14 protein-coding genes and 5 pseudogenes are annotated in these 21,197 nt (G+C 68.6%); 6 read left to right on the top strand and 13 right to left on the bottom strand.

Features of this window, described 5'->3' with window-relative positions:
- Positions 1 to 97: 97 nt before the first annotated feature.
- The 4 genes and pseudogenes from ACEXOX_RS30945 to ACEXOX_RS30930 all read left to right on the top strand — a co-directional run bounded on the left by ACEXOX_RS30945 (position 98) and on the right by ACEXOX_RS30930 (position 4,404).
- Positions 98 to 1,074, top strand: a pseudogene (locus ACEXOX_RS30945) (ABC transporter permease).
- Between the two features lie 10 nt (positions 1,075 to 1,084).
- Entirely contained in the window at positions 1,085 to 2,146 is a 1,062-nt protein-coding gene (locus ACEXOX_RS30940) for an ABC transporter ATP-binding protein (RefSeq protein WP_406524349.1), read from the top strand.
- A gap of 17 nt (positions 2,147 to 2,163) precedes the next feature.
- Entirely contained in the window at positions 2,164 to 3,318 is a 1,155-nt protein-coding gene (locus ACEXOX_RS30935) for an ABC transporter ATP-binding protein (RefSeq protein WP_406524348.1), read from the top strand.
- A gap of 96 nt (positions 3,319 to 3,414) precedes the next feature.
- A complete protein-coding gene (locus ACEXOX_RS30930) occupies positions 3,415 to 4,404 on the top strand; it encodes a phospholipase (RefSeq protein WP_406524347.1) in 990 nt (329 codons plus the stop codon).
- Positions 4,405 to 4,441: 37 nt separating this feature from the next.
- Here the strand turns inward: ACEXOX_RS30930 and ACEXOX_RS30925 are convergent.
- The 5 genes and pseudogenes from ACEXOX_RS30925 to ACEXOX_RS30905 all read right to left on the bottom strand — a co-directional run.
- Positions 4,442 to 5,473 (bottom strand): annotated as a pseudogene (locus ACEXOX_RS30925) (ABC transporter ATP-binding protein); the annotation flags it as partial.
- 16 nt (positions 5,474 to 5,489) lie between these two features.
- Positions 5,490 to 6,479, bottom strand: a complete 990-nt coding sequence (locus ACEXOX_RS30920; protein ID WP_406526520.1) for an ABC transporter ATP-binding protein — start codon at positions 6,477 to 6,479, stop codon at positions 5,490 to 5,492.
- A 56-nt stretch (positions 6,480 to 6,535) separates the two neighbouring features.
- Positions 6,536 to 7,540, bottom strand: a complete 1,005-nt coding sequence (locus ACEXOX_RS30915) for an ABC transporter permease (protein ID WP_406524346.1) — start codon at positions 7,538 to 7,540, stop codon at positions 6,536 to 6,538.
- Positions 7,533 to 8,456: an ABC transporter permease gene (locus tag ACEXOX_RS30910; protein ID WP_406524345.1), complete on the bottom strand. Its 924-nt coding sequence runs from the start codon at positions 8,454 to 8,456 to the stop codon at positions 7,533 to 7,535. The genes ACEXOX_RS30915 and ACEXOX_RS30910 overlap by 8 nt, the downstream gene beginning before the upstream one ends.
- Positions 8,457 to 8,467: 11 nt before the next feature.
- Positions 8,468 to 10,088: pseudogene (locus ACEXOX_RS30905) on the bottom strand (ABC transporter substrate-binding protein).
- Between the two features lie 398 nt (positions 10,089 to 10,486).
- Here ACEXOX_RS30905 and ACEXOX_RS30900 point away from each other — a divergent pair.
- Positions 10,487 to 10,750, top strand: a pseudogene (locus ACEXOX_RS30900) (isochorismatase family protein); the annotation flags it as partial.
- 587 nt (positions 10,751 to 11,337) lie between these two features.
- Here ACEXOX_RS30900 and ACEXOX_RS30895 read toward each other — a convergent pair.
- Together ACEXOX_RS30895 and ACEXOX_RS30890 are read right to left on the bottom strand one after the other, a co-directional pair.
- Positions 11,338 to 11,526, bottom strand: coding sequence for a DUF397 domain-containing protein (locus tag ACEXOX_RS30895; protein WP_406524344.1), 189 nt, complete (start codon positions 11,524 to 11,526; stop codon positions 11,338 to 11,340).
- 10 nt (positions 11,527 to 11,536) lie between these two features.
- Positions 11,537 to 12,421, bottom strand: a complete 885-nt coding sequence (locus tag ACEXOX_RS30890; RefSeq protein WP_406524343.1) for a helix-turn-helix domain-containing protein — start codon at positions 12,419 to 12,421, stop codon at positions 11,537 to 11,539.
- 29 nt (positions 12,422 to 12,450) lie between these two features.
- Here ACEXOX_RS30890 and ACEXOX_RS30885 point away from each other — a divergent pair.
- Positions 12,451 to 12,849: pseudogene (locus ACEXOX_RS30885) on the top strand (ATP-binding protein); the annotation flags it as partial.
- A 176-nt stretch (positions 12,850 to 13,025) separates the two neighbouring features.
- On the opposite strand, the gene ACEXOX_RS30880 reads toward ACEXOX_RS30885, so the two are convergent.
- From ACEXOX_RS30880 to typA, 6 genes are all read right to left on the bottom strand, one after another.
- Positions 13,026 to 14,078, bottom strand: a complete 1,053-nt coding sequence (locus tag ACEXOX_RS30880) for an ABC transporter ATP-binding protein (RefSeq protein WP_406524342.1) — start codon at positions 14,076 to 14,078, stop codon at positions 13,026 to 13,028.
- Positions 14,071 to 15,108 (bottom strand): ABC transporter ATP-binding protein, encoded by a 1,038-nt coding sequence (locus ACEXOX_RS30875; protein ID WP_406524341.1) that lies wholly within the window; start codon positions 15,106 to 15,108, stop codon positions 14,071 to 14,073. The genes ACEXOX_RS30880 and ACEXOX_RS30875 overlap by 8 nt, the downstream gene beginning before the upstream one ends.
- A gap of 11 nt (positions 15,109 to 15,119) precedes the next feature.
- Positions 15,120 to 16,118, bottom strand: coding sequence for an ABC transporter permease (locus ACEXOX_RS30870; RefSeq protein ID WP_406524340.1), 999 nt, complete (start codon positions 16,116 to 16,118; stop codon positions 15,120 to 15,122).
- The gene (locus ACEXOX_RS30865; protein WP_030020248.1) at positions 16,111 to 17,037 is read right to left on the bottom strand and encodes an ABC transporter permease; all 927 of its coding nucleotides are present in this window, start codon (positions 17,035 to 17,037) and stop codon (positions 16,111 to 16,113) included. The genes ACEXOX_RS30870 and ACEXOX_RS30865 overlap by 8 nt, the downstream gene beginning before the upstream one ends.
- Positions 17,038 to 17,131: 94 nt before the next feature.
- Positions 17,132 to 18,757 (bottom strand): ABC transporter substrate-binding protein, encoded by a 1,626-nt coding sequence (locus tag ACEXOX_RS30860; protein WP_406524339.1) that lies wholly within the window; start codon positions 18,755 to 18,757, stop codon positions 17,132 to 17,134.
- A 492-nt stretch (positions 18,758 to 19,249) separates the two neighbouring features.
- A complete protein-coding gene (gene typA, locus ACEXOX_RS30855) occupies positions 19,250 to 21,154 on the bottom strand; it encodes a translational GTPase TypA (RefSeq protein WP_406524338.1) in 1,905 nt (634 codons plus the stop codon).
- Between the last annotated feature and the right edge of the window lie 43 nt (positions 21,155 to 21,197).

Here is a 21,197-nt window from a genome sequence, read left to right as displayed (position 1 = left end):
CGTGCGCCGCCCGCGTCCGGTGTGCCCGCCGTCCCGGGCGGGCGCGCCGCCCGGCGCACTCCCGACCCTCTGGCTGCCCAAGAGAGCTGCGACCGCCATGCTGCGTTTTCTCTTCCGCCGGTCCCTCGGCGCGATCGTGATCCTGCTGATCATCAGCGCGTTCACGTTCTTCCTCTTCTTCGCCGCCCCCGGGATCCCGCGCTGCTGGCCTGCGGAAAGAACTGCACGCCGGACGCCATCGCAGTGATCCACAAGAATCTCGGGCTCGACAAACCCGTACCGGTCCAGTACTGGCTGTTCATGTCCGGCATCGTCACCGGACGGGATTTCGCCGTCGGGCACTGTCCGGCGCCCTGTTTCGGCTATTCCTTCGCCAACAACGACCCTGTCTGGGACACGATTCTGGACCGGTTCCCCACCACCGTCTCGCTGACCATCGGCGCCGCCGCGGTGTTCCTGACCGTCGGTGTCGGTACCGGAATGATCGCCGCCTGGAAACAGGGCCGGCTCATCGACAAGATCTTCAGCTCGTCCTCGCTGGTGCTCTCCTCCATGCAGATCTATTTCGTCGGGCCGATCGTGCTCGCGCTGCTGGTCTACAACCTCGGCTGGTTCGGTCAGCCGAAATACGTGCCGATCACGGACGATCCGCTGGGCTGGTTCCTGGGGCTGATCATTCCGTGGTTCGTGCTGTCCCTCATCTTCACCGCGCAGTACACGCGTATGGCCCGCTCGTCGATGATCGAACAGTTGCAGGAGGATCACGTACGGACCGCCAAGGCCAAGGGAATGACGTCCCGTACGGTCTTCTTCCGCTACGCCTGGCGCGGGTCGCTCATTCCCATCGTGACCATTTTCGGTATCGACCTGGGGTCGCTGTTCGGCGGCGCGATGATCACCGAATACACCTTCGCGCTGCCCGGCCTGGGCACCCTCGCCGTGAAGTCGGTGCAGAACACCGACCTGCCCATGGTCATGGGCGTGATGCTGTTCGCCGCGACCTTCATCATCCTGCTCAACATCGTGGTGGACGCCTGCTACGCGTTCATCGACCCGCGCGTGCGGCTGTCCTAGGAGAGGCCCCGTGTCCACACTCACCCAGCCCGCGGGCGCGCCGGCCCCGGCCGCCTCGGACCCCTTCCTGTCCGTACGCGACCTGTACGTGCGGTTCGCCACCGAGGACGGCGTCGTCAAGGCGGTCGACGACCTCTCCTTCGACCTGGAGCGCGGCCGCACCCTCGGCATCGTCGGCGAGTCCGGCTCCGGCAAGTCGGTCACCAACCTCGCCATCCTGGGCCTGCACAGCCCCAACTACACGACGATCACCGGCGAGATCCTGCTGGACGGCGACGAGCTGACCGGCGCCAGGGAGAAGGACCTGGAGAAGCTGCGCGGCAACAAGATGGCGATGATCTTCCAGGACCCGCTGACGTCGCTGTCGCCGTACTACACGGTGGGCCGCCAGATCGCCGAGCCGTTCGTCAAGCACACCGGCGCGAGCAAGCGCGAGGGCCGGCGGCGCGCGATCGAGATGCTGGAGAAGGTGGGCATCCCGCAGCCGACGCTGCGGGTGGACGACTACCCGCACCAGTTCTCCGGCGGGATGCGGCAGCGCGCCATGATCGCCATGGCGCTGGTGTGCAACCCGTCGCTGCTGATCGCCGACGAGCCGACCACCGCGCTGGACGTGACCGTGCAGGCGCAGATCCTGGACCTGCTCAAGGACCTCCAGCAGGAGTTCGGCTCGGCGATCATCCTGATCACCCACGACCTGGGCGTGGTCGCCAACACCGCCGACGAACTGCTGGTGATGTACGCCGGGCGGGCCGTCGAGCGCGGCACCGTCAAGGAGATCCTCACCGAGCCGCACCACCCGTACACCTGGGGCCTGCTGGGCTCGATGCCGCGGCTGACGGCGAGCGTGGAGGAGCCGCTGACGCCGATCCCCGGCACCCCGCCGAGCCTGCTCGCCCCGCCGTCGGGCTGCCCCTTCCACCCGCGCTGCGGCTTCGTCTCCGAGGTCGGCGGCACCCGCTGCCAGGACGAACGGCCCACGCTGGCCCCCGGCCGCGCGGCGGCCTGCCACCTGACCCCCGAGCAGAAACACACCCTGTTCACCGAGCAGATCAAGCCCCGGCTGGGCTAGGAAGCGAAGCGACGACCATGAGCGCACCCGAAGACGTCCTCGTGCCCGCTCCCCGGCCGGCCGCCGCCGGTCCCGGCGAGGTGCTGCTGACCGCCCGGGGCCTGACCAAGCACTTCCCGATCATGGCCGGGTTCCCGTTCAAGCGGCGGGTGGGCGCGGTGCAGGCGGTGGACGGCATCGACCTGACCGTGTACAGCGGCGAGACGTTCGGCCTGGTCGGCGAGTCGGGCTGCGGCAAGTCCACCACCGGGCGGCTGCTGACCCGGCTGCTGGAGCCGACCGCGGGCTCGATCACGTACCGGGGCCGGGACATCACCCACGCCGGGCGCAGGGAGCTGGCGCCGGTCCGCTCCGAGATCCAGATGATCTTCCAGGACCCGTACTCGTCGCTGAACCCGCGGCAGACGGTCGGCACCATCATCGGCGGACCGATGGAGATCAACGGCATCGATCCGGAAGGCGGCCGGGAGCACCGGGTCCGCGAACTCCTGGAGACCGTCGGCCTCAACCCGGAGCACTACAACCGCTTCCCGCACGAGTTCTCCGGCGGCCAGCGCCAGCGCATCGGAGTCGCCCGCGCGCTCGCGCTGGAGCCGAGGCTGATCGTCGCGGACGAGCCGGTCTCCGCGCTGGACGTCTCCATCCAGGCCCAAGTGGTCAACCTGCTCCAGGAGTTGCAGCGGGAGCTGAACATCGCGTTCTTGTTCATCGCGCACGATCTGGCGATCGTCCGGCACTTCAGCCAGCGCGTCGCGGTGATGTACCTCGGCAAGATCGTCGAGGTCGGCGACCGGGACTCGATCTACCAGCGGCCGCGCCACCCGTACACCCACGCGCTGCTCTCCGCCGTCCCCGAGGCCCGGCTGCTGGACGCGCAGGAGGAAGCGGACGACCGCGAACGCATCCGGCTGGCCGGCGACGTCCCCTCGCCGATCAACCCGCCCTCCGGCTGCCGGTTCCGTACCCGCTGCTGGAAGGCGCGCGACAAGTGCGCCGCCGAGGAACCACCCCTGGTACAGATCACCGGCAGCGTCGGCGGCCACCTGACGGCCTGCCACTTCCCGGAGGAGCCCACCACGGCGGCGCGGGACGAGGACATCGTGCTGGACCCGGCGCTGGCGGCGATCGAGGACGCGGCCCCAGGGCCGGCGGCGGCCGACGAGGGTTTCTGAGCGGCCGGGGCGCCGGCCCGCGTCCCCGGTGTCGGATCAGCCGTCCGGGGCAGGTGCCGAGGACGCACTGGATCCACACAAGGACAGATGACACCTATGGCTCACCGCTCCCCGGCCCGGATACCCACCCGCGTCCCCCTCCTGGCCACCACCGGAGTCCTGGCACTCCTCTGCGCGAGCACCCCGGCCGCCGCTGCCGCCACCGGCCCGCACCGGCCCGCACCGCGCCCCACCTATGCCGTCGCCCACCGGGTGCTGACCGCCGACGGCGTGGACACGGCGCTGCGGCACGGCGCCAACGCCGTCGAGATCGACGCCACCGCCTGGAAGAAGGGCTGGTGGGCGGATCACGACGGCACTCCCACCAGCGCCGGTGACACGATGGAAGCCATGCTCCAGCGCATCGCGCAGCGGCGCGGCGAGGGCAGGACCGTCAACTTCGTGTGGCTCGACATCAAAAATCCGGATCACTGCCGCAGCGACGACGCGAAATGGCGGCACTGCTCGGTGGCGGCGCTTCGCGACCTGGCCCGCCGCACCGTGGAGAAGCAGGGCGTCCGCGTGCTCTACGGGTTCTACGGTACCGAGGGCGGCACCGGCTGGAAGGATGTCTCGACCGGCCTGCGCCCGCTGGAAGGGATCGACCTCAGCGGCGACGCCGAGGACGTGACGAAGTCCTTCGCGGCCCACGGCTCAGACATCCCCGCGAACCAGCGGATGATGGACAAGGGCCTCTTCAGCCTCTCGCTCAACGCCCGCAAGATCACGTCCGAACTCCGGGCCGGCGCCGAGGCCCGGAACCGCACGGAACTCGCCTCGACGGCCGGCTGGACGGTCGGCACGGGCGACGCGCAGCACGTCGCCAAGCTGCTGGCACCGTACGCCGCGGGCGGGGCCGACGCGGACAGTCTCATCTACGGGCTGCGGGCCGCCTGTTACCCGGACGGCACGTCCAAGTGGCGCGGCGGCTGCGGCACCGACGCATCCGCCGTCAAGAAGGCGCTGTCCTCCATCACCGATTACGTCGCCGGCCACCCGGCCGAGCGGCGCATGGCGACCAACAGCGACGTCCCCTTCGGCAGCTGACCAGCAGCGGGTCCCGGAGCCCGCACCCGCCGGCCCGTCATCCGCCCGGCACGACCTGCCGCTCCTCCGCGAAGTGGCACGCCGAGGCGTGCCGGGCCGGGCCCGCCACCCCCTCGAAGCCCTCCGGCACGTCCAGCGGCGGCACCTCCAGCGCGCAGCGCTCCCGCGCCTTCCAGCAGCGGGTGCGGAAGCGGCAGCCGGACGGCGGGTCGGCCGGCGAGGGGACGTCGCCGCTCAGCAGGATGCGGTCGCGCCGGGCGCGCGCCTCCGGGTCGGGGACGGGTACGGCGGAGAGCAGGGCCTGGGTGTACGGGTGCGTCGGATGGCCGTAGATCTCGTCCTCTGTACCGACCTCGGCGAGGCGGCCCAGGTACATCACCGCGACCCGGTCGGAGATGTGCCGGACGACCGACAGGTCGTGCGCGATGAAGACGTACGACAGGTCGAACTCGTCCTGGAGCCGTTCCAGCAGGTTGACGACCTGCGCCTGGACGGAGACGTCCAGCGCCGAGACCGGCTCGTCCGCCACGATCACCTCGGGGCGCAGCGCCAGCCCGCGGGCGATGCCGATGCGCTGGCGCTGTCCGCCGGAGAACTGGTGCGGATAGCGGTTGATGTACTCCGGATTGAGCCCGACCACGTCCAGCAGCTCCTGGACCTTCCGTCGCCGGTCCCCCTTAGGAGCCACCTCCGGGTGGATGTCGTAGGGCTCGCCGATGATGTCGCCGACCGTCATGCGCGGGTTCAGCGAGGTGTACGGGTCCTGGAAGACCATCTGGATGTTGCGGCGTACGGCCTTCAGCGCGCGCCCCGACAGCCTGGTGATGTCCTCGCCCCGGTACAGGATCTGCCCGCCGGTCGGCTTCTCCAGCCCGACCAGCAGCTTGGCGACCGTCGACTTGCCACAGCCGGACTCCCCGACGATCCCCAGCGTCTCGCCCTTGCGCAGGGCGAAGGAGACGGTGTCCACGGCCTTGACGGACCCGACCTGCTTGCGCAGCACGACGCCGCGCGTCAGCGGGTAGTGCTTGGCCAGGTCCCGTACGTCGAGGACGGTCTCCCCGCGCGCCCGGCCGCCTCAGCGTTCACCGGCGGTCTCCTCGCTCACTGATGGTGTCCTCCCAGAAGTGGCAGGCGCTGGCCCGGCCAGGAGCCACGTCGTAGAGCGGCGGCCGGTCCGTACGGCAGACGTCCTGCGCCTTGGGGCAGCGCGGGTGGAAGGGGCAGCCCGGCGGGATCGCGGTCAGACTGGGCGGCAGGCCCTTGATCGCGTACAGCTCGCGGCCCTTCTGGTCCAGGCGCGGGATGGAGTCGAGCAGGCCGCGGGTGTACGGGTGCGCGGGCGCCCGGTAGAGGTCGTGCACGGGCGCGGTCTCCACGATCCGGCCCGCGTACATCACCGCGATCCGGTCGGCGACGTCCGCGACCACCCCCAAGTCGTGGGTGATCAGCACCAGCCCCATGGCGTACTCCCGCCGCAGCTCCGCGAGCAGGTCCATGACCTGGGCCTGGACCGTCACGTCGAGCGCCGTCGTCGGCTCGTCCGCGATGATCAGGTCCGGACCGAGCGCCAGCGCCATAGCGATCATGATGCGCTGGCGCATGCCGCCACTGAACTGGTGCGGATAGTCGCCCACCCGGCTCCGCGCGGCCGGAATGCGCACCCGGTCCATCAGCTCGGCCGCGCAGCCACGCGCCTCCTTGCGGGACATCCCCCGGTGCACCTCGAACATCTCCCCGAGCTGCGTCCCCACGCTCAGTACGGGGTTGAGCGCCGACAGCGCGTCCTGGAAGATCATCGCCAGCCGCGTACCGCGGATCCGGCGCCGTTCCTCCGCGCCCATCCGCAGCAGGTCCCGCCCGTGGAAGAGGATCTCGCCGCCCGTGACGTGTCCCGGCGGCGTGTCCAGGATGCCCAGGACGGCCTGCGCGGTCACCGACTTGCCCGAGCCCGACTCCCCCAGCACGGCCAGCGTCTCGCCCGCGCTCACCCGGTAGCTGACCCCGTTGACCGCGTGCGCCACACCGTCCCGCGTACGGAACTCCACCTTCAGCTCCCGCACGTCCAGCAGCACGCCGCCACCGGAACCGTCCTCCTGCCGCGTCCCCTCCACCGTCATCCACCGTCTCCTCAGCGCAACTTGGGGTCGAGGGCGTCGCGCACCGCGTCGCCGAGCATGATGAACGCCAGTACGGTCAGGCTGAGCGCGCCGGCCGGCCACAGCAGCATGTGCGGCGCGTTGCGGATCTGTTTGGACGCCTCGGAGATGTCGATGCCCCAGGAGACGGTCGGCGGCTTCAGACCGACGCCCAGGTAGGAGAGCGTCGCCTCCAACGCGATGTACGTACCGAGGGCGATGGTCGCCACGACGATCACCGGCGCCACCGCGTTCGGCGCCAGGTGCCGCAGCAGCAGCCGGGTGTTCCCCGCCCCCAGCGCCCGCGCGGCCTGCACGAAGTCGGCCTGCTTGACGGTCAGTACGGACCCGCGGGCGATCCGCGCGAGCTGCGGCCAGCCCAGCAGCACGATGAACCCGACCACCGGCCACACGGAACCGGACGGCACCACGGACAGGAACACGAGACCGCCCAGCAGCATCGGAATGGCGAAGAACATGTCCGCGATACGGGAGAGCAGCGCGTCCCACCAGCCGCCGAAGAACCCGGCCAGCCCGCCCAGCGCCCCGCCGAGCAGGGCGGCCCCGGCCGTGGCGCACACACCGACCGTCACCGACGCCCGAGCCCCGTACACCGTCCGCGCGAAGACGTCGCAGCCCTGGGTGTCGAAACCGAACGGATGGCCACTGCGCGCGCCCTCCTGCGACAGGGTGATGTCGCAGTCCAACGGATCGGTACCGGTCAGCAAGGACGGCCAGACCGCGATCAGCAGAAAGAACAGAATCAGCAGACCGGACACGATGAAGACCGGATTACGGCGCAGGTCGTGCCAGGCGTCCGACCACAAGCTGCGCGCCCGGCCGCCGCCCGGCTGCACGCCGGCCCCCTGCGGCGCCCCCGGGGCCCCGGGCACCTCCGGCGTCCCCCCGGGCCCGCCCACGGTCTCCGCCTCGACGGCGGGCAGCGGCGTCCCGACACCCGACGGCTGGAACGACTCGGGACGCTCGGGCTCAGGCATAGCGAATCCTCGGGTCGAGCACGGCGTACAGGAGGTCGACGATCAGGTTGGCCAGCAGGAAGACGATGACCAGGACGGTCACGAAGCCGACGACGGTCGGGGAGTTCTGGCGGACGATGCCCTGGTACAGCTCGTAGCCGACGCCGTGCACATTGAAGATCCGCTCGGTGACCACCGCGCCGCCCATCAGCGTGCCGATGTCCGCGCCGATGAAGGTGACCACCGGGATCAGCGAGTTGCGCAGCAGGTGCCGTACGACGATCCGGCGCCGGGGCAGGCCCTTGGCGACGGCCGTACGCACGTAGTCCGCGCGGGCGTTCTCCGCGATCGATGTCCGGGTGAGCCGGGTGACGTACGCCAGTGACACCAGCGCCAGCACACAGCCCGGCAGCAGCAGTTCGTCCAGGGGCGCGCCCAGCGCGACGGCCGGGCTCACCCACGCCCACTTCACGCCCAGCAGGTACTGGAGCACGTACCCGCTGACGAACGTCGGTACGGACACCACGATCAGCGTGAGCACCAGCACCCCGGAGTCCAGCAGCCGCCCCCGCCGCAGCCCGCCGAGCACGCCGAGCGACACCCCGACGACGATCTCCGCGACGACGGCGACGGCGGTCAGCCGCAGGGTGACAGGAAAGGCCGTACCCATCTTGTCCAGGACCTGCTGTCCGTCGAAGGTGGTGCCGAAATTGCCCGTGAAAATCTGCCCCATGTAATGCAGGTACTGCTGCCACAGCGGCTGGTCCAGATGCAGCTCGCGGCGGATCTGCGCGGCCGTGGCAGGGTCGGGCGCACGGTCACCGGAAAGGGCCGCGACCGGATCGCCGAGCGCGTACACCATGACAAAGATAAGAAAGGTGGCACCGACAAAAACCGGCACCATCTGCAACAACCGCCGGATCACATAGCGCCCCACGACCGCCCCCCTCAGCCCTTGATACGAATCTGGCCGTACACCGGAACACTGAAAGGGTTCAGCGCGACATTCTCGACCCGTTCCCCGTACCCGCCACTGCCGTTCTGATACCAGAGCGGAATCGCCGGCATCTCCCGGGCCAGAACCCGCTCGGCCCGGTGATACGTCTCGTTCACCTGCCGCTGCTCGCTCTCCGCGTTGGCCCGGCTCACCAGCCGGTCGAACTCCTTGTTGCTCCAGCCCGAGTCGTTGGACGAAGCGCCGGTGAAGTACTGGCTCTGCAGAAAGGTCTGGATCAGCGGATAGTCCATCTGCCACCCGGCACGGTAAGGACCGCTCATCTTCTTCTGCGTGACCTTGGTGCGGTAATCGGCGAAGGTCCCCATCGGCGCGCCGTCGCACACATGCCGGCCCAGCGCCTTGTTCACGCTGTTGCACAGAGCGTCCACCCACAACTTGTGCGACCCGGTGTCCGCGTTGTACGTCACCTTCATCGAGCCGCCCGGAATCCCGCCCCCTCGGCGACCAGCTTCCGGGCCCCGGCGGGGTCGTACGTGCACGCCGCGCCGCACAGCCCCGCCTGGTAGCCGCCGTGCTCCCCCAGGGCCATCGCGGACCAGTCGGTGGCCGGCGTCCGCGTCCCCCGGAAGATCTGCCGGGTGATCGCCGGCCGGTTGACGGCCATGGAAATCCCCCGCCGGACCTTCTCCACTCCCGCCTTCGACCACTTCGCGTCATACATCGGGAACGACAGCGTCTGAATGATTCCCGCAGGCTGATTGATGTACCGCCCGCCCAGATCCTTTTTCACATGCTTCAGCTGCGGAGCCGGCACATCATCGACCAGATCCAGATTCCCCGCCATCAAATCAGTATAGGCAGTGTCATTATCCGTATAAACCTGAAGATCCACCCCACCATTTTCCGCACGGTCCGGCCCCGGATACCCATCCCACCTCCGCAGCCGCATGACCCCACCCTTGGCATACGACCGCACGGCATACGGCCCATTACCGACCGGCTTCGCCAGCCACGCGTCGTGATCGGTGAAGAACAGCCGGGGCAGCGGCAGGAAGGCGTTGTACCCGAGCATGTCCGGCCACAGCCCGAATTTCTGGTTCAGCCGCACCGTGAACGTCAGCTCATCCCGCACCCGCAGCCCACGCATGGTCTGCGCCGTCGGCTTCTCCCCGCCCCCTCGGGGTGCACGTCCCCATACCCCTCCACATAACTGAAGAACGGCGCGCCCTGCTGCCGATTGGTGACCAGCGCCCCGTAATTCCAGGCGTCCACGAAGGACCGCGCCGTAACCTTCTCCCCGTTGCTGAACGTCCACCCCGGCTTGACCTTGACCGTGAAATTCCGCGCATCCGACGACTCGACCGACTCCGCGACCATGTTCTCCGCGACAGCGGTCCGCGGGTTGTACCGCTTCAGCCCCCGGAAGGCGAGATCGAGCACCTTGCCGCCCTGCACATCGGTGGTGTTGGCCGGCTCCACCGGATTCTGCGGATCCCCCCAGGACGCCCGTACGACCGTGGGATCCTGCCCACCCCCGCCACACCCGGCACCCGCCAGAACGACCACGGCGCCCACGACGAACACCGACCCGACGCGCCAGGCACCCCGCAACGACCTGCCTCCTCAGAGCTGCGACCCCGGGCACCCCACCGTCCCGGCCTGTCGGCCCCAACCTGACACCTCCCACCCGCCGCACCCCGTCACCCGGGCGCAACACGGGCCAGAAACCCCCGTACGAGCGATCTTCGTCACTCCCCGTGGGGTTCACACCCGATCCCGTCGCCGTCCCGGTCGAGATGGTTCGGGTCGTCGGTCCCCACGACGGTGGGCCCGTCGAGGTCCGAACAGTCGACGTCCGGCCCACCGGCCGACGGCCCGGGACGAGGCGATCCTCCGCCCCCGCCACTCGGCGTCGGCCCCGCCACCGCCCGGATATCGGCGGCGACGACAGCTCCGTCCCGCACCGTGTACGTTCCGGCGAAGGTCCGCACGGACCCGTCCCGCTGCTCGGCTTCGAGGGCGTGGACGAGAACGGGCGCCCCCTGGCGGAGTGGTTGCGGACCCACGGAGTGAGCGAGGTCGACGTGGTCGGACTCGCCACGGACCACTGCGTGCGGGCCACGGCGGTGGACGCGGTGGCTGAGGGGTTCCGGGTGCGGGTACTGCTGGATCTCACGGCGGGAGTGGCACCGGGGACGACGGAGCGGGCCCTGGAACAGACGCGGACCGCGGGAGTCGAACTCACCGGCAAGCCGGTGGTGATCGCGGCCTGAGGGGGCGCGCGGTTTGCGCCCTTGGGCCGGTGGTGGGGGGCTCGGGGCCCCGCAGGGGTCACTCCTCGGCACCGTGCACGACCAAGTTAGAAACAAAGGGGAACGCAGATACCCGGCTGCCTGCGGGGAGCCCCCTACGTGTCCCCGAGCCCTGGCCGTACGGCGACTATCGGAGCGATCGGGCTGGGGATCTCACAAGATGAACACCCACGCATCGCGGCGCGGCCCTGCCGCCCGCCGCGCCCGCCGGCCCGACGCGCGCGACTCACCGCCGTACAGCGGCCCGCCCTACCGCCTCCACCTCGTGCGCCTCACCCCCCAGGAGTGCGGGCACCAGGGTGATCGTCCCCCCTCCCCCCAGCTGACCCGGACTCGCCAATCCGGCCGGAGGGGGCGTGTAGGGGGCCATCCCCGCAGGCAGCCGGGTATCTGCGTTCCCATTTGTTCCTGACGTGGTCGTGCACGGTGCCGAGGAGTTGGCCCCCTGCGCGCCCCCGCCACCACAACCAACGCAATGCGAGCCGCGCGCCAGCGCAAAACCTCGCGCGAAGCGCGCACCCCCGAAGCGCACAGCGCAAGACCAAACCTCACCCGAGCGCCCCCACCTTAAGCACCCGCACCAGCCCGGCCAACGCCCCCACGGAGACCCCGAGCACCGTCTCGGGCCCTGCGCTCTCCCGCACCCACCGGATGCCGTCCGGAACGGCCGCCACCTCGACGCAGGTATCGGCGCCGCCTTCACTGAAGCTGGACTTCTGCCACGTGAGCGGGGACATGCACGCCTTCCTAGAGCAGGGGATACAGGAGTCGCTGAATGATCCCCAGCGAGTCCTTGACCGCGTGCGCCTCGGGGAGGGCAGCCGCACCGACCGGAGGCAGGGCCACTTCGCTGAGCCTAGCGAAAGTGGCGTGGTACCTCGCAAGAGCGTCCGCATCACCGAGGTACAGGGAGTTCTCGACATGGGACACGACGACCGTGCCCAGCTCCTCGACCTCCGGCTCCACCACCGTGAACGAGGTGCCGAAAGGCACCGGCCCGGCGAACGGCAGTACTTGCACGGTGACGTGCGGCAGCCGCGACACCTCGATCAGCCGGATCAGCTGGTCGCGCATGACGCTGCGCCTGCCGAGCGACACGTGCAGGGCTGCTTCGTGAACGACCAGGTGGGTGCGCGGCGGCCCGTTGCCGTGGAGCACCTGCTGGCGCCTCAGCCGGAAGTCGACCGCGAGGTCCCGCTGCCGCTTCGTCTCCCGCGTGTACCCCTCATGGTGGATGGCAGCGGCGTACTCGCGGGTCTGCAACAGGCCCGGGATGAACATCGGTTCGTAGCAGAGCAGGCGTCCGGCCCCGGCTTCGAGTTCGGCGAGATCAAGGAGCGATGGCCGCACCGCGCTTCTGTAGGTGCTCCACCAGCCCTTCCCTCGGGCCTCGCCCATCGCGATCAACGCTTCGAGGTAGGTAGAACGTGTACCACTCGTGGTCTGAGCCAGTGCCCGCAGCCGCTCCGGCGCCAGCGGGGTGCGGCCGGCCTCCACATTGCTGACGTGCGACTGCCGCATGCCCATCACGTCCGCGGCCTCACTGACCGTCAGGCCCGCCTGCTCTCGCAGCCTGCGGACTTCGGCTCCGAAACGCCGCTGCCGGTACGTGGGATTCGCCCTCAGGCCCATGCATCCCTCCCAGGTCTCCCCTCGGCAGTATGGCCCAACTAGCCATTTCCGTGAGTTGGTTGCACGTATACGCCACACGTCGCTACCTTGTGTGTGACGCCAGTCACAGACCGCACTCACCTGGAGGCTGCCACATGCGCACGCCCAGCGAGACCTGGTCCTACGGCCTGTTCATCCCGCACGATCCACGGGCGGTCGGTGTCGTCAGAGCGGCGTTGCGGCACATCCTGGAAGGGGCCGGGCTGACCTGCCTGACGGAGACGGCGGAGCTGATGGTCTCGGAGCTGATCACCAACTCGTACCAGTACGCGAAGACCGACGCGTACGTGAGCGTGGACCGCTCACCGTTCGATCTGACGATCGCCGTGTGGGACACCGGCCCCGGCGTGCCGGAGCGGCAGAAGGCCGCGGTCGACGAGGAGTTCGGGCGCGGGCTCGGGATCGTGGAGGCGTGTGCGGACAGCTGGGGGTGCGGGACTACCCGAACGGGAAGGCGGTGTGGTTCACCGTCGCACCCAAAGAGGCGTGAGCCGAACGCGTACGCGGACGGGGGCGCACGGAGCCGAAGCTCCGGGCACCCCCGCGTACGCGCGTACGGGCCGGCTCAGGCCGCGCCGACCACGTCCTTCTCCTCCGCGAAGTGGCAGGCCGAGTCGTGCGCCGCCAGGCTGCCCGTGGTGGCGAAGCGCTCCGGTACGGCGAGCAGCGGCACCTCCTCGGCGCACTTGTCCTGGGCCTTCCAGCAGCGGGTGCGGAAGCGGCAGCCCGACGGCGGGTTGGCCGGGGACGGTACGTCACCGGAGAGGATGATCCGCTCACGGCCGGCGCGGGCCTCCGGGTCCGGTACGGGGACGGCGGAGAGCAGGGCCTGGGTGTACGGGTGGGTCGGGTGGTCGTAGATCTGCTCGTCGGTGCCGATCTCCGCCATCTTGCCGAGGTACATCACCCCGACCCGGTCGGAGATGTGCCGGACGATGGACAGGTCGTGGGCGATGAAGAGGTAGGACAGGTTGAACTCGTCCTGGAGCTTCTCCATCAGGTTGATGACCTGCGCCTGGACGGAGACGTCCAGCGCCGAGACCGGCTCGTCGCAGATGATGATCTCCGGGTTGAGCGCGAGGCCGCGGGCGATGCCGATGCGCTGGCGCTGGCCGCCGGAGAACTGGTGCGGGTAGCGGTTGAGGTACTCGGGGTTGAGACCGACGACGTCCAGCAGGTCCTGGACCTTCTTGCGCCGGTCGCCCTTCGGAGCCACCTCGGGGTGGATCTCGTACGGCTCGCCGATGATGTCGCCGACCGTCATGCGCGGGTTCAGCGAGGTGTACGGGTCCTGGAACACCATCTGGATGTTGCGGCGCACGGCCTTCAGCGCGCGCCCCGACAGCTTGGAGATGTCCTGGCCCTTGTAGAAGACCTCGCCGGACGTCGCCCGCTCCAGGTTCATCAGCAGCTTGGCGACCGTGGACTTGCCACAGCCGGACTCGCCGACGATGCCGAGGGTCTCGCCCTCGTACAGCGAGAAGGAGATGCCGTCGACGGCCTTGACCGCACCGACCTGCTTCTTGAACAGGATGCCCTGGGTGAGCGGGAAGTGCTTGACCAGGTTGCGGACTTCGAGGATGGGCTCGCGCGCCGCGTCCTTCGTGGGCTCAGCCATTGATCGTCTCCTCCCAGAAGTGGCACGCGCTGCCGCGGCTGTCGCTGACGCTGTGCAGCGGCGGCACCTCGGTACGGCAGATGTCCTGCGCCTTGGGGCAGCGCGGGTTGAACGCGCAACCCGTGGGGATGTTCAGCAGGTTGGGCGGCAGGCCCTTGATCGCGTACAGCTCCTGGCCCTTCTGGTCCAGGCGCGGGATGGAGTCGAGCAGGCCGCGCGTGTACGGGTGCGCGGGGTTGCTGTACAGCTCGTGCACGGGTGCGTGCTCGACGATCCGGCCCGCGTACATCACCGCGATCTTGTCGGCGACGTCGGCGACCACACCCAGGTCGTGGGTGATCAGGATCAGGCCCATGTTGTACTCGCGCTGGAGGTCCGCGAGCAGGTCCATGACCTGCGCCTGGACCGTCACGTCGAGGGCCGTGGTCGGCTCGTCCGCGATGATCAGGTCCGGTTCCAGGGCCAGCGCCATGGCGATCATGATGCGCTGACGCATACCGCCGGAGAACTGGTGCGGGTAGTCCGAGACCCGGGCCGCCGCGGCCGGGATCTTCACCCGGTCCATCAGCTCGATCGCCTTGGCCTTGGCGTCCTTCTTGGACATGCCCTGGTGGACCCGGAACATCTCGCCGAGCTGGTAGCCGACGGTGAGCACCGGGTTCAGCGACGACAGTGCGTCCTGGAAGATCATGGCGATCTTCGCGCCGCGGGTCCGGCGGCGCTCCTCGGGCGTCATCTTCAGCATGTCCTGGCCGCGGAAGAGGATCTCGCCCTGCGGGATCCGCGCCGGCGGCATGTCCAGGATGCCCATCACGGCCTGCGCCGTGACGGACTTGCCGGAGCCGGACTCGCCGAGCACGGCGAGCGTCTCGCCGGCGCTGACGTTGTAGTTGACGCCGTTGACGGCCTTGACGACGCCGTCCCGGGTGTGGAATTCGACGTGCAGGTCACGGACGTCGAGCAGCGGACCGCTGTCCTTGGCGTCCGTCCCCGGCCGGGCAACGTCCGCGGTCTTGGAGGTGGTGGTCACGTGAGCCTCCCTCAGCGCAGCTTGGGGTCGAGGGCGTCGCGCACCGCGTCGCCGAGGAGGATGAACGCCAGCACGGTGATGCTCAGGAATGCCGACGGGATGAGCAGGACGTGCGGGGCGTCGCGCAGCACGTCCTTGGCCGCGGAGATGTCCACGCCCCAGGAGATGGCCGGCGGCTGGAGGCCGATGCCCAGGTAGGACAGGGTGGCCTCGGCGGAGATGTAGCCGGCCAGCGCGATGGTGGCGACGACGATGACCGGCCCGATGGCGTTCGGCAGGATGTGCTTGAACAGGATGCGGGTGTGGCCCGCGCCGAGCGCCCTGGCGGCCGTCACGAAGTCCGACTGCTTCTGGGTGATGACCGCGCCGCGCATGACGCGGGCGAGCTGCATCCAGCCGAAGACGGACAGGCCCAGGGTCACCGTCCACACGGTGCGGTTGGTGAACGCCTGGAGCAGTACGAGCGCGCCGAGCAGCAGCGGGATGCCGAAGAACACGTCGGTGATACGCGACAGGAGGGCGTCCGCCCAGCCGCCGAAGTACCCCGCGAGCATGCCCAGCAGGCCGCCGAAGACGGTGACCGCGAAGGTCACACAGACACCGACGATGATCGAGGCGCGGGCGCCGTAGACCGTACGGGCCCACACGCTCTGGCCCTGCTTGTTGTAGCCAAACCAGTCCACCTGGAACAGGTGCGACCACTGGGGCTCGCCGAGGTAGTGGTTGCGCAGGTCGGCGTGGTCGGGGTCGGCGCCCGTGAAGAGCGACGGCACGATCGCCATCACGATCAGCAGCACGAGCAGCGCGCCGGCGATCCAGAACATCGGCCGGCCCCGCAGTTCGCGCCAGGCGTCCTGGCCGAGGCTGCGCGGCTTGTTGGCGGGGCCGCCGGCCGACGCGAGCTCGGAGGCGGCGGCGATGCTGGTCGTCGAGAGGTCCACGCTGTCGCCGGCCACGCCGGGGCCCGCTCCCGCGACGCTGCTGGGGGTCACAGTAATTTTCTCAGGCATAGCGGATCCTCGGGTCCAGGACGGCGTACAGCAGGTCCACGACCAGACTGCTCACGAGGTAGATGAGGACGAGCACCGTCACGATGCCGACCACGGTGGGCCCTTCACTGGTCTGGATCGCCCGGTAGAGCGTGTTGCCGACGCCCTGGACGTTGAAGATGCCCTCGGTGACGATGGCGCCGCCCATCAGCATGCCGAGATCGGTGCCGAGGAAGGTGACCACGGGGATCAGGGAGTTGCGCATCAGGTGCACGCCCAGGCGCCGGCTCTTCGGCAGGCCCTTGGCGAGCGCGGTGCGCATGTAGTCGGCGCGCAGGTTCTCCGCGACGGTGGTACGGGTGAGCCGGGTGACGTACGCGAGCGACAGGGCGCCGAGAACGATCGCCGGGACGGTCAGTTGCCCCAGGTTCATGGAGTCCTGGACCGTCGGTGTGATCAGCTGCCACTTCAGGCCCAGGAAGAACTGGGCGAGGAAGCCGAGCACGAACACCGGGACCGAGATCACGATCAGGGTGAGCACCAGGACCAGCTGGTCGACGAACTTGCCGCGCTTGAGGCCGGTGAGCATACCGAGCGCGACACCGATGACGACCTCGATGGCGAAGGCGTAGAGCGCCAGCCGAATGGTCACCGGGAAGGCCTCGCCGATCAGGTCGGCCACCGGGCGGCCGGTGAAGCTCTGCCCGAAGTCGCCCTTGAACAGGCCGGTCAGGTAGTTCCAGTACTGGGTCAGCATGGGCTGGTCCAGCCCGAACTGGTGCCGAAGTCTGGCGACGGTGGCCGGGTCGGCGGCCTTGTCACCGAAAAGCGCCTTGATGGGGTCGCCCGGCAGCGAATACACCATCAGGAAAATGAGCAGAGTGGTCCCGATGAACACCGGGATCATCTGGAGCAGTCGCCTCGCGACATAACGCCCCATGGTTCCTCCTGTCGCTGACGGGCCCAGTGGCCGCCACGCCCCGGGGGTGAGGGGACGGGCGGCTACTGGGCCTGCGTCACATGCAGCGTCCCGGTTACTTCTGCTTGACCTCGACGTCGGTCCAGATCGCCTGGCGGTAGGTGTCGAACTTCACGTTCTGCACGTTTTTCGAGTACCCACCGAGGGTGTGGTCGAAGAACAGCGGGATGGAGGGCATCGTCTCCGTCAGCTTCTTCTCGGCCTGGAGGTAGAGCTTGTTGGACTCCTCGATGGTCTTGGCAGCGTTGGCCTGGTCCATCAGCTTGTCCAGCGCGGGGTCGGAGAAGCCCATGTCGTTCGCGCCGGCACCGGTGCGGTACTGCTCGGAGATGAAGTTGGAGATGTTCGGGAAGTCCTGGACCCACGCCATACGGAAGGCGCTGTCCATCTTCTTGCCGGTGATCTCGTTACGGACCTGCTGGAAGGTCGGGCGCGGCTGGGCGGCGCAGTTCACGCCGGTGTTCTGCTTGATGTCGTTGCAGACCGCCTCGGCCCAGTCCCGGTGGCCGCCGTCATTGTTGAAGGTGATGGTCATCTTGTTGCCGGGGACGCCACCGCCTTCCTTGATCAGCTGCTTGGCCTTGGTCGGGTTGAACTTGCAGAACTCGCCGCAGGCGTCCTTCTGGTAACCCTCGACGACCGTGGGAACCCAGCCGTCGGCCGCGTCGTAGGCGTCCTTGAGGACGGTCTTGACGATGGTGTCGCGGTCGATGGCCATGGAGAGGCCCTGGCGGACCTTGGCCTTCTCGGGCTTGCCCCACTCCTTGTCGTACATGGGGAAGGCGATGGTGGTCTGGCCGCCGTACGGCTCGTTGACCGCGCGCTCACCGAGGTCCGCCTTGAACTTGCTGGTCGCCGAGTTCGGGACCTTGTACATGATGTCGACCTTGTCGGAGACCAGGTCGTTGTAGGCGCTGTCGTCCGTGTTGTAGAACTTGAAGATCACGCCGCCGTTCTTGGGCTTGTCCACGCCCTTGTAGTCGGCGAACTTCTTCGTCTTGAACTGGACCTTGTGCTCCCAGTTCCCGTCCTGCTGGTACGGACCGTTGCCGACGGGGTGCTCACCGAACGCCTTGGTGTCCTTGAAGAACGCCTTGGGCAGCGGGAAGAAGGCGTCGTAGAACAGCCGCTCCTTGAAGGTGGAGACGGGCTTCGACAGCTCGATGGTGAACTCGTTGTCGTTGACGACCTTCAGGCCCGACATCTTGTCGGTCTCCGGGTCGCCCTCCTTCGGGTGGATCTCCTCGTAACCCTTGATGGGCTCGAACCAGGAGGAGTTCAGCTGGGCGTTCTTGGCATTGGCGCCCCAGTTCCAGGCGTCCACGAAGGAGGAGGCCGTCACCGGCTCGCCGTTGTGGAACTTCCAGCCCTTCTTCAGCTTCACCGTGAAGTGCTGGTTGTCCGTGGACTCGACGCTCTCGGCGTTCTGGTAACGCAGCTTGCCCTTGGCGTCGAAGTCGACGAGACCCCGGAAGAGGTTCTTGATGATGTAACCGCCGCCGACCTCGTTGCTGTTGGTCGGGATCAGCTCGTGCTGCGGCTCGGTGCTGTAGTAGGTGTACGTGCCGTTGGGGTCAACGGCCGCGTTGTTGCCACTACTGCTGCCGCCGCCGCACGCCGTGGCGGTCAGGGCCACGGCTATCGCACCTGCGACCCAGGTGGCGCTCTTGGCACCGCGCATGGGACTGCCTCCTCATGAGTCCATTCACTTCATGGAAAGGAGCTGCCCGCAGCTGACACCCCTGACAGCCAGCGACCAGCTCCTGCTGCTCGTGAGTCGGCGCTCCCCACAGCGCGTGACCCATTGACCCGAGCTCAATGCACCCCAGTCTCAGTCACGTTCGCCCCATAAACCACGCGTAAGGGGTCTCGGTTTGGTCACATCCGTTTTCCTGGAGTTCGGAATCCGGACAAACCAAACCATCCAGACGGTAACGAAACGGACCGCCGGCACCGCACATGCTGATCTTCGTCCGCAATTCGGACCTGCCATGGCCCGATCGCAACCAGAATCCCGTTGACACGGTGATCATTAATGCGGTAGCCGGCCCGGCGTACCGGTAAACGGAAAGCGCCCCACCGGAACAGAAATCCGATGGGGCGCTCGCGGAGCGTAATCGCCGGGCGGCCGCGGGGCATCACCCAGCGTGGCCGCCCGGCGTCACGGTGCGTATTACCGCTTCGCGCGCGAAGCGGTGCGGCCGCGCTCCTTCTGGTCCAGGACGACCTTGCGGATACGGACCGCCTCCGGGGTCACCTCGACGCACTCGTCGTCGCGGCAGAACTCCAGCGACTGCTCCAGGGAGAGCTTGCGCGGCGGCACGATCGCCTCGAAGGAGTCGGCGGAGGAGGAGCGCATGTTGGTGAGCTTCTTCTCCTTGGTGATGTTCACGTCCATGTCGTCGGAGCGCGAGTTCTCACCGACGATCATGCCCTCGTACACCTCGGTGCCCGGCTCGGTGAAGAGCACGCCGCGCTCCTGGAGGTTGGTCATCGCGAAGGCGGTGACCGCGCCGGCGCGGTCGGCGACCAGCGAACCGTTGTTACGGGTCGTCAGCGTGCCGAACCAGGGCTCGTGGCCCTCGTGGATGGAGTGCGCGATACCGGTGCCGCGGGTGTTGGTCAGGAACTCCGTACGGAAGCCGATCAGACCGCGGGACGGCACCACGAACTCCATGCGGACCCAGCCCGAGCCGTGGTTGGACATGTTGTCCATCCGGCCCTTGCGGACACCCATCAGCTGGGTGACGGCGCCCATGTGCTCCTCGGGCACGTCGATCGTCATGCGCTCGACGGGCTCGTAGGTCTTGCCGTCGACCTCCTTGGTGACCACCTGCGGCTTGCCGATGGTCATCTCGAAGCCCTCACGGCGCATCTGCTCGACCAGGATGGCCAGCGCCAGCTCACCGCGGCCCTGCACCTCCCAGGCGTCGGGACGCTCGGTGTCCAGCACGCGCAGCGAGACGTTACCGATCAGCTCGCGGTCCAGACGGTCCTTGACCTGGCGGGCGGTGACCTTGCGGTCCTTGGTCGCGGCCTTGGCGTCCGCGCCCTTGCCGGTGCCGCCACGGCCGACCAGCGGCGAGGTGTTGGTGCCGATGGTCATCGAGATGGCGGGCTCGTCGACCGTGATCAGCGGCAGCGCGACCGGGTTCTCCGGGTCGGCCAGCGTCTCGCCGATCATGATGTCGGGGATACCGGCGACGGCGCAGATGTCACCGGGGCCGGCCACCTCGGCGGGCTTGCGGGTGAGCGCCTCGGTCATCATCAGCTCGGTGATGCGCACGCTCTGGACCGACCCGTCGCGCTTCATCCACGCGACGGTCTGGCCCTTGCGCAGCTCGCCCTGCTCCACGCGGAGCAGCGCGATACGGCCGAGGAAGTTGTCCGCGTCGAGGTTGGTGACGTGGGCCTGCAGCGGCGCCGACTCGTCGTACTGGGGGGCCGGGACGGTGTCCAGCAGCGTGCTGAAGAAGGGCTCCAGGTTGGTGCTGTCCTGCGGGACCGTGCCGTCCTCCGGCTTGGTCAGCGAGGCGACACCGTCACGGGCGCAGGCGTAGACGATCGGGAACTCGATCTGGTCCTCGTCCGCGTCCAGGTCCAGGAACAGGTCGTAGGTCTCGTCGATGACCTCGGCGATCCGGGAGTCCGGGCGGTCGGTCTTGTTGATGCACAGGATGACCGGCATCTTCGCGTCCAGCGCCTTGCGCAGCACGAAGCGGGTCTGCGGCAGCGGGCCCTCGGAGGCGTCCACCAGCAGCACCACCGCGTCCACCATCGACAGGCCGCGCTCGACCTCGCCACCGAAGTCGGCGTGACCGGGGGTGTCGATGATGTTGATGGTGATGACGTCGCCGCCATCCTTGGGGTGGTACTTCACCGCCGTGTTCTTGGCCAGGATCGTGATGCCCTTCTCACGCTCCAGGTCGTTCGAGTCCATCATGCGGTCGTCGAGGGACTCGGCAGCGTGCGCGGCGAAGGAGCCGGCCTGCTTGAGCATGGCGTCGACGAGGGTCGTCTTGCCGTGGTCGACGTGGGCGACGATGGCGACGTTACGAATGTCGTGGCGCGTGGGCATACTGCGGCGCTTCTCCCGGATCGTGGATGGCGGCACGTACGGT

Origin of the sequence: Streptomyces sp. Ac-502, assembly GCF_045222935.1 — a bacterium.
Taxonomy (GTDB): domain Bacteria; phylum Actinomycetota; class Actinomycetes; order Streptomycetales; family Streptomycetaceae; genus Streptomyces; species Streptomyces monomycini.
The sequence above is the reverse complement of the archived record's forward strand: the minus strand, read 5'-3'. Positions and strand labels throughout refer to the sequence as shown.